The organism is Streptomyces sp. SM1, from assembly GCF_002910825.1.
In the GTDB taxonomy this organism is placed as follows: Bacteria; Actinomycetota; Actinomycetes; order Streptomycetales; family Streptomycetaceae; genus Streptomyces; species Streptomyces okerensis.
Window position 1 is genome coordinate 1 of the sequence record NZ_NEUB01001032.1, and the last position, 13238, is coordinate 13238.

Annotated in this window: 12 protein-coding genes and 2 pseudogenes; 11 read left to right on the forward strand and 3 right to left on the reverse strand. The window is 73.4% G+C overall.

The window, feature by feature from the left end; translation table 11 throughout:
- The 3 genes and pseudogenes from B9S61_RS37555 to B9S61_RS37565 all read left to right on the forward strand — a co-directional run.
- Positions 1-245 (forward strand): annotated as a pseudogene (locus B9S61_RS37555) (hypothetical protein); the annotation flags it as partial.
- Positions 242-1804: a sulfite exporter TauE/SafE family protein gene (locus B9S61_RS37560; RefSeq protein WP_103546167.1), complete on the forward strand. Its 1563-nt coding sequence runs from the start codon at positions 242-244 to the stop codon at positions 1802-1804. The pseudogene B9S61_RS37555 and the gene B9S61_RS37560, both read left to right, overlap by 4 nt.
- Positions 1805-1883: 79 nt before the next feature.
- On the forward strand, positions 1884-3479 hold the full coding sequence (locus B9S61_RS37565; RefSeq protein ID WP_103546180.1) for a serine/threonine-protein kinase: 1596 nt from the start codon (positions 1884-1886) through the stop codon (positions 3477-3479).
- Between the two features lie 4 nt (positions 3480-3483).
- Here B9S61_RS37565 and B9S61_RS37570 read toward each other — a convergent pair whose 3' ends face one another.
- Positions 3484-4290 carry an SGNH/GDSL hydrolase family protein gene (locus B9S61_RS37570; protein WP_103546168.1) on the reverse strand — a complete coding sequence of 269 codons (807 nt, stop codon included), beginning with the start codon at positions 4288-4290 and terminating at the stop codon, positions 3484-3486.
- A 598-nt stretch (positions 4291-4888) separates the two neighbouring features.
- On the opposite strand from B9S61_RS37570, the gene B9S61_RS37575 reads away from it, so the two are divergent.
- The 4 genes from B9S61_RS37575 to B9S61_RS37590 all read left to right on the forward strand — a co-directional run bounded on the left by B9S61_RS37575 (position 4889) and on the right by B9S61_RS37590 (position 8687).
- Entirely contained in the window at positions 4889-5710 is an 822-nt protein-coding gene (locus tag B9S61_RS37575; protein WP_103546169.1) for a glycosyltransferase family 2 protein, read from the forward strand.
- Positions 5707-6717 carry a glycosyltransferase family 2 protein gene (locus tag B9S61_RS37580; protein ID WP_103546170.1) on the forward strand — a complete coding sequence of 337 codons (1011 nt, stop codon included), beginning with the start codon at positions 5707-5709 and terminating at the stop codon, positions 6715-6717. Before B9S61_RS37575 ends, B9S61_RS37580 begins: the two co-directional genes overlap by 4 nt.
- Positions 6710-7531: a polysaccharide deacetylase family protein gene (locus B9S61_RS37585; RefSeq protein ID WP_374936277.1), complete on the forward strand. Its 822-nt coding sequence runs from the start codon at positions 6710-6712 to the stop codon at positions 7529-7531. The genes B9S61_RS37580 and B9S61_RS37585 overlap by 8 nt, the downstream gene beginning before the upstream one ends.
- 61 nt (positions 7532-7592) lie before the next feature.
- On the forward strand, positions 7593-8687 hold the full coding sequence (locus B9S61_RS37590) for a DUF5925 domain-containing protein (RefSeq protein ID WP_103546171.1): 1095 nt from the start codon (positions 7593-7595) through the stop codon (positions 8685-8687).
- Positions 8688-9328: 641 nt separating this feature from the next.
- Here the strand turns inward: B9S61_RS37590 and B9S61_RS37595 are convergent.
- A complete protein-coding gene (locus tag B9S61_RS37595) occupies positions 9329-9694 on the reverse strand; it encodes a GntR family transcriptional regulator (RefSeq protein ID WP_103546172.1) in 366 nt (121 codons plus the stop codon).
- A 71-nt stretch (positions 9695-9765) separates the two neighbouring features.
- On the opposite strand from B9S61_RS37595, the gene B9S61_RS37600 reads away from it, so the two are divergent.
- Both B9S61_RS37600 and B9S61_RS37605 read left to right on the forward strand, forming a co-directional pair.
- Entirely contained in the window at positions 9766-10695 is a 930-nt protein-coding gene (locus B9S61_RS37600) for a GNAT family N-acetyltransferase (RefSeq protein ID WP_103546173.1), read from the forward strand.
- Positions 10676-11176: a DUF402 domain-containing protein gene (locus B9S61_RS37605; protein ID WP_103546174.1), complete on the forward strand. Its 501-nt coding sequence runs from the start codon at positions 10676-10678 to the stop codon at positions 11174-11176. Before B9S61_RS37600 ends, B9S61_RS37605 begins: the two co-directional genes overlap by 20 nt.
- A 9-nt stretch (positions 11177-11185) precedes the next feature.
- Here the strand turns inward: B9S61_RS37605 and B9S61_RS37610 are convergent, their stop codons facing one another.
- Positions 11186-11806 (reverse strand): bifunctional 2-polyprenyl-6-hydroxyphenol methylase/3-demethylubiquinol 3-O-methyltransferase UbiG, encoded by a 621-nt coding sequence (locus B9S61_RS37610; RefSeq protein ID WP_103546175.1) that lies wholly within the window; start codon positions 11804-11806, stop codon positions 11186-11188.
- Positions 11807-11945: 139 nt separating this feature from the next.
- Here B9S61_RS37610 and B9S61_RS43090 point away from each other — a divergent pair, with 139 nt between their 5' ends.
- Entirely contained in the window at positions 11946-12080 is a 135-nt protein-coding gene (locus tag B9S61_RS43090) for a hypothetical protein (RefSeq protein ID WP_103546176.1), read from the forward strand.
- Positions 12081-12318: 238 nt separating this feature from the next.
- Positions 12319-13238 (forward strand): annotated as a pseudogene (locus tag B9S61_RS37620) (lytic polysaccharide monooxygenase); the annotation flags it as partial.

Consider the following 13238-nt stretch of genomic DNA (forward strand, 5'->3'; position numbering starts at 1 on the left):
TCGCCTGGGCGCTGCACGTCAACGGCCGCGACGAGGAGGCCCTTCGGTACGCCCGCCGTGCCACGGCCACCGGCTACCGCAACGCCGTCTTCCTCTACCACCGGGGCATGATCGAGAAGGCCGCCGGGCACGACCGCGCCGCCCGCGGCTCCCTCAGTGCGGCACTGGAACTGAACCCCGGCTTCTCGCCGCCGGGCGCCCGCGCGGCACGGGCGGCGCTCAAGGACCTGGAGGCGGCACGTTGATCCCCCGCCGTTCCCTGGCCGCCGGAGCCGCCGTCCTCACCGCCGCCTGCGCCCTCACGCTGGTCCCGGCCGGCACGGCGGGCGCGCACCCGCTCGGCAACTTCACCGTCAACCGCTACGACGGGCTGGTCACCGCCCCCGGTGAACTCCGCGTCCACCATGTCGAGGACCTCGCCGAGATCCCGGCCACGCAGGCCGGCCCGGACATCGAGCGGCTGGGCCGGGACGCCTGGGCCCGGGAACGCTGTGCCGCCGCCGCGCGGGACAGCGAGGTGCGGGTCGACGGCCGTGCGGTCACGCTGGCCGTACACGACGCACGCGCGCGTGTGCGGCCCGGTCAGGCAGGGCTCGACACCCTGCGGTTGGAGTGCGGACTGACCGCTCCGCTCCCGGAACGGGACAGCCTGGAACTCCGCTTCCGGGGAGCGGGCGCGGCATCCGGGCCGGGCTGGCGGGAGATCACCGCACGGGGGGACCGCACGACGCTCACCGCCTCGGACGTGCCCACGGCCTCGCTGTCCGGCGAACTGACCCGGTATCCGGAGAAACTGCTCGCGTCCCCGGCCGACACCGGGACCGCGACCCTGCGTGTCCGCCCCGGCGGCCCGGCCCTGGCCGGGGAGGAGGCCGACGCGCCCGCCTCCGCCGTACTGCCGCGCGGCGCCGACCGCTGGACCCGCGCACTCGACGAACTCGTCGCCCGGCGCGACCTCACCGTCGGCTTCGCCGCGCTCGCCCTGCTGATCGCCGTCGTGCTCGGCGCGATGCACGCGCTCGCCCCGGGTCACGGCAAGACCCTGATGGCCGCGACGGCGGCGGCGCGCGGGGGCAGGGCCCGGCTCCGGGACGTCCTGCCGATGGCCGCCTCGGTGACGATCACCCACACCCTGGGTGTGGTCGCCCTGGGCCTGCTGGTCACGGCCGGTTCGGCCGCCGCGCCCTCGGTGATCGCCTGGCTGGGCATCGCGAGCGGCATCGTGGTCACCCTGGCCGGCGCGAGCCTCGTACGCCGGGCCCTGCGCGCCCGGAACCACGGTCACCATCCTCACGAACACGAACACGGGCACGAACACGGGCACGGGCACGGGCACGGGCACGGGCACGGGCAAGACCGCGATCGTGATCACGATCACCCGTCCGGACACGAACGCCCCCACACCCACCCCCACTTCGAGCACACCCACGGCGGCCGCACCCACACCCACTCCACCGCGCCCACCCTGCGCGGCACGATCCTGCTCGGCTTCGCCGGCGGACTGGTGCCCAGCCCGTCCGCCGTCGTGGTGCTGGTCGGCGCCGCAGCGCTCGGCCAGGCCTGGTTCGGGCTGCTGCTCGTCGTCGCGTACGGCGTCGGGCTGGCCCTCACCCTCACCGCGGCCGGGTACGCCGTCGTCAAGGCGGGCAGCGGCATGACCCGTCTGCTTGCCCGGCGCCCGCGCTGGACGGCGGCCCCCTGGGCGACGCTGGTGCGCCGGAGTGCGCCCCTCGGGTCGGCCTTCGTCGTCGTGGTCCTGGGAGCCGGATTGGTGTTCAGGGGGGCCGCATCCGCACTCGGCTGAGCTACTTTCACAGGGAAAGGGAGAATTCGCCCGGCTGCGAAGGGGAGCCGCCGTGTCCCGAGAACCGGCCGGCGAGCGGGTGATCGCCGACCGCTACCGGCTGCTGTCGCCGCTCGACGAGGGCGGGATGGGAACGGTGTGGCGGGCCCGCGACGAGGTGCTGCACCGCGAGGTCGCCGTCAAGGAGGTGCGCGCCCCGGCCGGACTGCCGGCGCCGGATGTCGAGCGGATGTACGCCCGCCTGGAGCGTGAGGCGTGGGCGGCGGCCCGGATCACCGACCGCAACGTCGTGACCGTGTACGACGTGGCGACCGAGGACGGGCGCCCGTGGATCGTCATGGAACTGGTCCGCGGCCTCTCGCTCGCCGAAGTGCTGGACGCGGAGGGCCCGTTGGCGCCGCCGCGGGCGGCGCACATCGGTGCGGAGGTGCTCGCCGCGCTGCGGGCCGCGCACGGGGCCGGGGTGCTGCACCGGGACGTGAAGCCCGGGAACGTCCTGATCTCGAACGACGGACGGGTCGTGCTCACCGACTTCGGGATCGCCATGGTCGAGGGCGGCTCCGCGCTCACCATGACCGGGGAGGTCGTCGGTTCGCCCGAGTTCCTCGCCCCGGAGCGTGCGCTGGGGCGTACGCCGGGACCCGAGTCGGATCTCTGGTCGCTCGGCGTGCTGCTGTACGCCGCGGTGGAGGGCGCCTCGCCGTTCCGGCACGACACCCCGCTGAGCACGCTGCGCTCGATCGTCGACGAGGAGCTGCCGCCACCGCGGCGGGCCGGCCCTCTCGCCCCCGTCATCGAAGGGCTGTTGCGCAAGGAACCGGCCGAGCGGCTGTCGGCGGAGCGGGTGCAGGAGGAGCTGCGGATCGTCGCCGCGGGCGGCGCCCCGCGCGGGGGCACGGCACGGTCGGGACCGTACGCCCCCACGGTGGCCGTGCTTCCGCTGCCGTTCCCGGAGACGACGCCGTCGCCCGCTCCCCCGCCCCCGCCGGTCACGGGAGCGCCGGCCACGGCGGTCACCCGGCCGGGGCGCGAGCGGCGCGGTGCCGTCGTGCTGGTCGTGGGTGTGGTCGTCCTGGCCCTGGCGCTGGCCGGGCTGACGTATGCCCTGCTGGACCGCGGGGACGGCGGGCCGGAGGGCAAGAACACCGGTGAGGGCGCGAGTTCGCCCGCGCGGACCGGTGGTGGGGACGGGGACGCGTCCGACGACGGGACGCCGGGTACGGAGGATCCGCCGCCCACCGGGAGTGACGAGGACGGCGAGGAGAGCACTGCGCCGCCGCAGACCGTCTCGGTGACGGTGACCGGCGCGCACACGGAGTACTCCGGGAGCTGTCCGCCGCCGGGTGAGCAGGCGCCCGCGTTCACAGCGACGTTCACGGTCGGGCGGTTGCCGGCCGAGGTGTCCTACCGCTGGGTGGCCGAGGACGGCTCGGTGGCCGACCCGGGCTGGCGGAAGCTGTCGTTCCCCGAGGGGGGCGGACGGTCGGAGCAGGACACGGTGACCGTGACGGCGCACTCGGAGAGCGGGACGCACCGGAGCGCGATCGGTGTCGAGGTCCGGGAGCCGGTGCACACCACCTCGGAGACGGTGCCGTTCTCGGTGACGTGTGGGCCGGGGACCCCGCCGGACGGGGCCCCCGGCCCTCCCTCCGGTTCGGAGGACGAGGGGTACTGACGGATCAGGCCGCCGCGTTCAGCGCCGGCAGGTAGCCGCCCGACTGGCCGGCCGCCTTCGGGTGGTACGAGTTGCCGATGTTGAGCCAGTCCACGCTGTGCAGCCAGGAGCTGCCGGAGCAGATCTCGTGACCGGCGAAGGTGGTGCGTACGTCACCGAAGGTGAAGCCGTACGCCTGGGCGCGCTGGGCGATGGTGGTGTCGAGGAGGTCGGCGGCGTCGTTGATCGCCTTCCGCTTGGTCTCGGAGAGGCCGATGCAGGTGGTGCCGAGCTTGTAGAAGCGGGGGTAGCCGAGCACCACGACCTCGGCGTTCGGCGCCCGGTCGCGGATCGCCGAGTAGACGCCGTCGAGCCTGCCGGGCAGCGTCGAGCCGACGAACGCCCGCGCGGTGGCGATCCGGTTGAGGCAGGAGCTCTCGGACTGGAGCACACAGGTCGTCATGACGTCGGCGAAACCGGCGTCGTTGCCGCCGATGCTGATCGAGACCAGGCCGGTGGTGCTGGAGAGCGGGCCGAGCTGCCCGGAGAGAACATCACCCGTTCGGGCGCCCGAGCAGGCGGTGAAGCCGAAGGACGAGGGTGAGTTGGCGGCTGCCCAGAGGTAGGGATAGGCCTTCGTGCTGCGCTTGCAGTCGCCGCTGGAGGAGATGTAGCTGCCGGCTCCGACACCCGAGGAGTAGGAGTCGCCGAGCGCCACATAGCCGTCGGCCGCGGCCTGTTGGGACGCCTGAGCCGTCGTGGCCCCGGTGAGGGCGGTGGTGACGGCGAGAAGGAGCGTGCCGAGGAAGAGAAGAAGTCGGGAACGTCTCATGGAACCTCCCTTTAGCAGGATCTCTGCCACAACCGTGGTACCAACTACGCGTGTTGATTGGAAGTGTCCATGCCAAAATTGTTACCGTTCAGTCTTGGACGAAATCCGGCCGCAGGGACTTTCACCCCTTGACGCCCCTTACCGGGTGGGCCACATTGAATTCCGGCATCCGACGCTTCAGCGGCAAAGTCGGCCATGCAGGCACATAGGTTCGAGCAGGAGGCGCCCGTAACGGCCAAACCGGCCAAAAGGTGAGGTGCGTTCCAGGTCTTGCCATACGGGTTCAATCGTCAATACCGTCATACATCTCACTCGCATCGGTCCGTCGGTACGCGGCTTCAGGGGAGGGCTCAGGACCGCGACGAACCGGTGCGGGGCGCGGTAGGGGGGTGCCGTGCCCGGTGACCGCAACGGTGACCGGGCCGTGCCGCGCGAGCGGCCGCCGTTGTGGCGGCCGGTCAGCTTCACCAACTCACCCGTCGTGCGCGTCTGCTCCATCCGGCGTGCCGTGGGGGGAGAACAACCCCCCTTTCGAACCGGACGAACAGCCGGGCCGCCCGAGGGGCGGGCGGTCCGCCGGACGAGAGGGACCAGATTCATGAGCTCCGTACTGCGGCCCGCGGCCGCTGATCAGGATCCGCCGGCCGCCCGGAAGTACCGGCCCGTCTCCTCGCACCTGGCCATCGCGCCACCGGTGAGCGTGGTGATACCGGCCATGAACGAGGCGGAGAACCTGCCGTACGTCTTCAAGACGCTTCCCGACTGGATCCACGAAGTGGTCCTGGTCGACGGCAACTCCACCGACGACACCGTCGAGGTGGCCCGCGCACTGTGGTCCGGCCTGAAGGTCGTCGGGCAGAGAGGCAAGGGAAAGGGGGACGCACTGCGCTCCGGGTTCGACGCCTGCACCGGCGACATCATCGTGATGGTCGACGCGGACGGCTCGGCGGACGGCAACGAGATCGTCAGCTACGTCTCCGCGCTGGTCTCCGGCGCGGACTTCGCCAAGGGGTCCCGCTTCGCCAACGGCGGCGGCACCGACGACATGACCTTCATCCGCAAACTCGGCAACCGGGTGCTGTGCGCCGTGGTCAACCGCAAGTTCGGCGCGCGGTACACCGACCTCTGCTACGGCTACAACGCCTTCTGGCGGCACTGCCTGGACAAGATCGACCTCGACTGCACCGGCTTCGAGATCGAGACCCTGATGAACATCCGGGTGGTCAAGGCGGGCCTGAGGGTGCAGGAGATCCCCAGTCAGGAATACCTGCGGATCCACGGCACCAGCAACCTGCGCGCCGTACGCGACGGCTTCCGGGTGCTGAGAGTGATCCTCGGGGAGCGCTCCAACCGGCGGGCGCTGCGCCGCCGCCCGCGCCACTCCCCGCTGCTGGACACGGGCCGGGGGACGGTGTCTTGAGCGATCCCGGAATCCCGGGCGTCTCGGTCGTGATCTGCGCCTACACGGAGGACCGCTGGGAGGACGTGCTCGCGGCCGTCGCCTCCGTGCGGGCGCAGTCACGGCCGGCCCTGGAGACGCTGCTGGTCGTCGACCACCATCAGGCACTGCTGGACCGCCTGGACAAGGAGTACGAGGACCACAAGGGGACCGGGGAGGTGCGGGTGCTCGCCAACGCGGGCCCCCGCGGCCTGTCCGCCGGCCGCAACACCGGAATCGCCGCCTCGCGCGGCGGGATCGTCGCCTTCCTCGACGACGACGCCGTGGCCGAACGCGACTGGCTGAGGCACCTCGCCGAGGGGTACGCCGATCCGCGCGTGATGGCGGTCGGCGGGCGCACCGAGCCGGTGTGGGCGTCGGGCCGGCGGCCCGGCTGGTTCCCCGAGGAGTTCGACTGGGTGGTGGGCTGCACCTACCGGGGTCTGCCGCGCGGGCGGGTGCGGGTGCGCAACGTGCTCGGCGGCAACGCCTCCTTCCGGCGCGAGGCCTTCGACGCGGCGGGCGGCTTCGCCACCGGCATCGGACGCGACGGGAACAAGCGCCCGCTGGGCGGTGAGGAGACGGAGCTGTGCATCCGCCTCGGCCGCGCCCGCCCCGACGCGGTGCTGCTGATCGACGACCGCGCGGTGATCCACCACCGGGTGCCGGAGGCCCGCGAGCACTTCCGCTACTTCCGTACCCGGACCTACGCCGAGGGCCTGTCCAAGGCGCTGGTGGCCCGCAGCGTCGGCGCGCGGAAGGGGCTGGAGTCCGAACGCCGGTACACCACACGCGTGCTGCCGGCCGGGGTGGTGCGGGGGCTGCGCGACGCCGTGCTCGCCCGCCCGGGCGGTGCGGGCCGCGCGGGGGCGATCGTCGCCGGGGTGCTCGCGGCGGCCGGCGGCTATCTGGTGGGAAGCGTGCGGGCCCGGCGGGGAGGGGCCACCTTCTCCGCGGGGGCCGTCGGGAAGGACGGCGCCGGTGACTGACGTACGCGTGCCGATCCTGATGTACCACGCGGTCTCGGCCCGGCCGGGCGACGCGACCCGCGCGCTGTCCGTGTCCCCGGAGGCGTTCGCCGAACAGATGGCGGTGCTCGCCGAACGGGGCCTCACCCCCGTCACCACCGCCGGACTGGCCGCCCGCTGGCGCGCGGACCGCCCGCTGCCCGCGCACCCGGTCCTGGTCACCTTCGACGACGGCTACGAGGGCGTGCACCGCCACGCCCTGCCCGTCCTGGCCGGCCACGGCTTCCCGGCCACGCTGTTCGTCTCCACCGGCTGGCTGCGCGGTCCGTACGACACCGGCGGCGGCCCGGACACCATGCTCGACTGGGACCAGGTACGCGAGCTGGCCGCCCGGGGCGTGGAGATCGGCGGGCACAGCCACAGCCATCCGCAGCTCGACCGGCTCGACGGGGACCGGCTGCGGTCCGAACTGATCCTGTGCAAGGAGATCGTCTCGGACCAGCTGGGCTCCGTACCCGCCTCGTTCGCGTACCCCTACGGCTACTCCAGCCGCCGGGTGCGCGAGGCGGTGCGGGAGACGGGGTACGCCCAGGCCCTCGCCGTCGGCAACGGCCTCGCCCGCCGCGCCCAGGGACCGTACGCCCTGCGGCGCGTGACGGTGCGCAGGTCCACGTCCGTGGCCGAGTTCGAACGGCTGGTGGAGGGCCGGGCCGTCACCCGTTCCTTCGCCCGGGACCGCGCCCTGACCAAGGGGTACGCCATGGTGCGCCGCACCCGGCAGGCGGGGCGGCTGATCCGCCGCCCGCCGGATCGAACACGCGGACCCGTACGGTGACAATCCGCGGGCACCCCGGAAATCGGGTGCACGCGGCGCCCCGGTGACCGATCATGGCGGCATGTCCGCTCACCCGCACGACGCACTGCCGATCCGGCTCAACGTCGACGACAGCGACTCCCCGTCCGATGTCGTCGACGCGCTGTTCCTCGGCCGTTTCGCGACGGGCGAGCAGCCGTACTCGCACGCCGTCAACATCGACCGCGTGCGCTCCGGCGCGACCCTGCTGCCCGCGAGCGCGCGGGTGCTGCGGCTGGCCAAGGACGACGACCGCAGCGCCACCCTCGCCGAGGGCGACGGCTGGACGCTGCTGGTCTCCCGCTGGAACCGGGGCGCCGACGTCACGGTCACCGCGACCAGCGCCGACCTCGCCGCGAAGATCCTGGACGAGGCCACCGACGGCGCGGCGGACGAGCCCGAACCGCAGCCGGAGAACGTCGCCATGGGGTTCTGGTACGTCTCCCCCAGGCGCGGCCCGCACCGCACCACCCGGCAGATCTCGGCGGGCACCTGGGAGGAGATCCGGACCAACTACACGGCGCCGGTCGCGGACGCGATGGACCGCCTGATGAAGACCACCCCCGAGGACATCTCGGGCCGGCTGCTCCTGCTGCACGGCCCGCCGGGCACCGGCAAGACCTCCGCACTGCGCACGCTGGCCCGGTCGTGGCGGGACTGGTGCCAGGTGGACTGCGTCCTGGACCCGGAGCGGCTCTTCTCCGACGTCGGCTATCTGATGGACATCGCGATCGGTGAGGAGGACGCGGCGGGCAAGGGCCGCTGGCGGCTGCTGCTCCTCGAGGACTGCGACGAACTGATCCGCGGCGAGGCCAAGCACACCGCCGGGCAGGCGCTGTCCCGGCTGCTGAACCTGACGGACGGTCTGCTCGGCCAGGGCCGCAACGTCCTGGTCGGGGTCACCACCAACGAGGACCTGGAACGCCTGCACCCGGCCGTGGTCCGCCCCGGCCGCTGCCTGGCCCGGATCGAGGTGGGACAACTGACCCACGCGGAGGCGGTCAACTGGCTGGGCACCGAGGAGGGCGTCGGCCGCGAGGGCTCCACCCTGGCCGAGCTGTACGCACTACGCCGCGGCACGTCCCCCACCACCCTCCCAGAACCCCGCAGCAACACAACAGCAGGCCTCTACCTGTAACCACCCCACCAACGCCCCCACAAAAACCCCAAACCCCGCAACACCGGCCCGCGGAGCGCCGGCACGCCGAGATGCCGGGACGCGGGGCGGGTGACGGGTGGCGGAACACCGGGCGGCGGGATGCGGGACACCGGGCCGCGGGACAGCGGGATGCGGAGCTGCGGGGGTGCGAGACGCCGGGCCGCGGGGCTGCGGGGTGCGGAGCTGCGTGACGCCGGGCCGCGAGGACGCGGGGTAGCGGGACACCGGGATGCGGGACACCGAGGCGCGGGACGGCGCGGATGGCGAGACACCGGGGTGCGGAGCTGCGGGCTAGCGAGATGCCGGGCCGCGGGCTAGCGGGATGCCGGAGCGCCGGAGCCAACGCTCACCCCAACCCCCTCAGGGGCGCGGGGAACTGCGCGACCAGCCACAACCCACCCGCACCCGGAAGAAAGCGCCCGCCCCGCCCGCACCCCACAGGCGACGCCGGGGTGGCGGGACACCGGGACACCAAGGCCACCCGGACGCAGGGCCACCGGGACACCGGCGGCGGCGACCGCACAGCCAACGCTCACCCCAACCCCCTCAGGGGCGCGGGGAACTGCGCGACCAGCCACAACCCACCCGCACCCGGAAGAAAGCGCCCGCCCCGACGGCGATCACCCATAGGCCGCACGCAGTGCGTCCCGCACAGCGGCCAGCGCTTCCTCCTCCGAACACCCCAGCCGCCGCGCCCTCGCGGCATACGCCTGCCCCGCGGACGCCAGCTCCCGCTCCGCCCCAGCCCCCGCCGCGGCGACGAACGTCCCGTTGCGTCCCCGCGTCTCGATCACCCCGTCCGCCTCCAGCGCCCGGTACGCCTTGGCCACCGTGTTCGCCGCGAGGCCGAGCGTCCCGGCCAGCCCCCGCACCGTCGGCAGCCGGTACCCCACCGGCAGCGCCCCCGACCGGGCCTGCTCGGAGATCTGCGCCCGCACCTGCTCGTACGGCGGTGCGTCGTCATCGATATGGATCTTCAAGGTCACGGCCCGATTGTCCCGCACCCGCCGGAAAATGGGAGGCGTCCCCGGCCACGTCCCCCGTAGCGTGCGCCTCCATGACAGTGACCGTCCGCGATCTCCGCCCCGACGCTCGCGCCGACCTCGAGGGCTTCGCCCGCGTCCGGCGTGCCGCGCTGCCGTTCCTCCTCGTCACCCCGGATTCCCTGGCCCACGACCTGACCCAGCTGCATCCCGACGCCCACTACCGGCCCCTCGTGGCCGTGGCGGACGGCGAGGTGACCGGAACGGCTCAGGTGCACCTGACGCACGAGAGCGCCGAGCCGGGCCAGGGCAACCTCAACGTGTACGTCCACCCGGAGCACACGCGCCGGGGCGCCGGGACACTGCTGGTGCGCGCCGCCGAGGAGCACCTGGCCGCGCACGGCGCGACCCGGCTGCTGTCCTGGGTGCTGGACGAGCCGGGCAACCGCGCCTTCGCCGGACGGCACGGCTACCGGGCGAGCCGTTCCGCCCACTTCCTCCGCCTGGACCTGGCGAACGCCACCCTGCCCCCGCTCCAGGACCCGCCGCCGGGTGTGGAACTCCGCCCGGCCTCGGACTTCGCCGCCGATCCACGCCCCCTGTTCGAACTGGACGCGGAGACGACCGCGGACGAGCCGAGCGACGTGGACACCGAGTTCACCGACTACGAGGCCTGGCTGGCGGAGACCTGGCGGCACCCGCTGTTCAGCGCCGAGCTGACCACCGTGGCCCTGGTCGACGGCCGTCCCGCCGCCTTCTCCGCGGCCCGCGCGGACGGCGGCACCCGGTACGCCACGGGCATGACCGGCACCGCCCGCGCCCACCGCGGCCGGGGCCTGGCCAAGCTCGCCAAGAACGACTCCCTGCATCGGGCCCGCGCGGCCGGGTACACGGAGGCGTTCACGGGCAACGACACCGGGAACGAGCCGATGATCGCGATCAACACGTGGTTCGGCTACGAGATCTGCGGGACGGAGGTGCGGTATGTCCGCGCACTCGGCTGACGGGCCGGCCCGGGTGGAGGTCGTCCTCGTCAAGGCGGGACGGATGAAGATCCGCTACCCCGCCGAACTGCTCACCGACGACGGCACCCGTGTCAGCGTGTGCGCCCCCTGGGCGGGGGCCGGTGTGCGCGACTTCGGCTTCGTCCGCTTCGAGCCCGGCGACGTCTTCACGGAGCACTACTGGCGCGACCGGTGGTACTCCGTGAAGGAGGTCCGCACCGCCGCGGGCGCCCTCAAGGGGCACTACTGCGACATCACCCGGCCCGCGGAGCTCTCGGCCGGCCGGCTGGTCGTGGAGGATCTCGACCTGGACCTGTGGGTCTCCGCGGACGGCACGGACGTACGGCGGCTGGACGAGGACGAGTTCGCGGCGAGCGGTCTGCTCACCACGGATCCGGAGGCGGCGGCCGCCGCGGTGGCCGCCCTCGACGAACTGGACGCCCGGGCCCGCGAGGGCGGGTTGGGCGCACTGCTCGCGTGAGGGTCCGGCTCATCCGGGAACCGCGATCACCGCGTAACGCTCGTCGTCCACCTCCCGGCCCCACAGCGCCGCGTCCCCGGACAGGTGCTCCACACGCACCTGTCCGCCGGCCGGGGCGAGGAGGGCGGTGAGCCGGTCCGCCGGTATGCCGGCCGGGCTCACCGCCCTCCACACCCCCTCGACCAGCACCAGCCTCCCGCCCGGACGCAGCAGGTCCCGCCAGTGCCGCAGGGCGCGCTCCGGCTCGGGCAGGGTCCACAGCACATGCCGGACGAGGACGGTGTCGTAGCGCTCCCCGCCGACCGGTGGAGCCGACGCGTCACCGGTCAGGAACACCGCGTCACGCCCGGCGAGCTTCTCCCGGGCGAGCGCCACCATGGCCGGGGAGCGGTCGACCCCGGTGATCCGGTGTCCCTGCTCGGCCGCGAGGAGCGACAGGCTGCCGGTGCCGCAGCCGAGGTCGAGGACGTCGCAGGCCCGTCCGGGCAGCCAGGACCGCAGCCGCCCGGCCCAGGCCGCGCGCACCTCCGGATCGCGCAGTCCGTGGTACGGCTCCTCGTCGAAGGAGGCGGCCCGCGCGTCCCAGTCGGCACCGTCCGTGCCCGTCCCGTCACCGCCATGCGTGGTCATGACCCCAGAGTGACACCTGCCACTGACAATCGATTCGTGACGGCCGCCACAGACAGATCGGGACCGATGAGGAACTCTCCCCCGAAAGGTCCGCCCCCGTGCGAACGCGGAACACCGGCGGATCCTGGAGGAGGCAGCCATGCGCCGTGTCACCGTGCAGAAGCCCCCGGGGAAGACGGACACCCGCCGGGTCCGCGAGGAGACCGACGAGCGCCCCTCGGGGCGCCCCGAGGTCCGCAAGGACATCGCCCGCACCTGGTGGCCGGACGGCTGAGCGCGCTCGCGACGCTTCCGCGGGCACCCGCCCCGCCCCCGTGCGCGTGACGCACCACCCCGCCCCGCACGGCGCCTACCTGATCCCAGCCTGAGCACTCCCTTAACGCGGCCATAAGGATCCCTCTCCGGGGCCTTCGGCAGGCGATTTCACGGTTCTTCGGGGCTAGCTTCTGAGCCACCCCCACGGGATCCGTCCCCAGGATCCAGAGATCGCCGTTCCGAGGAGTTGCTGCCCCATGTCCGCACGCCGCAAGGCCGCTGTCGCCGCCGTCGGTCTCGTTCCGCTCGCCCTGACCGGGCTCTCCGCCGCGCCGGCGTCCGCGCACGGTTCGATGGGCGATCCCGTCAGCCGGGTCGCGCAGTGCTACGCCGAAGGCCCCGAGAGCCCCCGGTCGGCGGCGTGCAAGGCGGCGGTCGCGGCCGGCGGCACCCAGGCGCTCTACGACTGGAACGGCGTCCGCATCGGCGACGCGGGCGGACGCCACCAGGAGCTCATCCCCGACGGCAGGCTGTGCAGCGCGGGCAACGAGGGGTTCAAGGGCCTCGACCTGGCCCGCGCCGACTGGCCGGCGACCGCGGTGAACAGCGGCTCGTACACCTTCAAGTACCGCGTGACGGCCCCGCACAAGGGGACCTTCAAGGTGTACATCACCAAGCCCGGCTACGACCCGTCGCAGCCGCTCGCCTGGAACGACCTGGACCTGGCGAACCCGGTGGCGACGTCCACAGACCCGGCGGCGTCGGGCGGCTTCTACACGTTCGGCGGCACTCTCCCCGAGCGCTCCGGCAAACAGCTGCTCTACGCGGTGTGGCAGCGGTCGGACAGCCCGGAGGCTTTCTACTCCTGCTCGGACGTCGCCTTCGGCGGCGGGAACCAGCCTGGCGGGAACCAGCCGGGCGGGGAGGAGGCCGGCGGCGGCGGGGCCGCCGAGCCGGGCGACACCCCGAAGCAGGAGGCCGCCCCGGCGCCGACCGCCTCCGCTCCGTCCGAGGAGCAGATCAAGGACGGTGCCGACAGGTCGACCATCGAGAACCACGGGCACGGTGACGACGACCCCAGTACGTCGGCGGAGCCGGCCGCGGCGGACGGCGGCACCTCCCCGGATGCCGCCGGGGTTCCCAACCAGCCGAAGGCGGCGGGTATTTCGCAGAACCT

Coding starts and splice junctions, on each gene's coding strand:
- B9S61_RS37570 (WP_103546168.1), bottom strand. CDS start 4,290: ATGAGACGTTCCCGACTTCTTCTCTTCCTCGGCACGCTCCTTCTCGCC.
- B9S61_RS37575 (WP_103546169.1), top strand. CDS start 4,889: ATGAGCTCCGTACTGCGGCCCGCGGCCGCTGATCAGGATCCGCCGGCC.
- B9S61_RS37590 (WP_103546171.1), top strand. CDS start 7,593: ATGTCCGCTCACCCGCACGACGCACTGCCGATCCGGCTCAACGTCGAC.
- B9S61_RS37600 (WP_103546173.1), top strand. CDS start 9,766: ATGACAGTGACCGTCCGCGATCTCCGCCCCGACGCTCGCGCCGACCTC.
- B9S61_RS37605 (WP_103546174.1), top strand. CDS start 10,676: ATGTCCGCGCACTCGGCTGACGGGCCGGCCCGGGTGGAGGTCGTCCTC.
- B9S61_RS37610 (WP_103546175.1), bottom strand. CDS start 11,806: ATGACCACGCATGGCGGTGACGGGACGGGCACGGACGGTGCCGACTGG.
- B9S61_RS43090 (WP_103546176.1), top strand. CDS start 11,946: ATGCGCCGTGTCACCGTGCAGAAGCCCCCGGGGAAGACGGACACCCGC.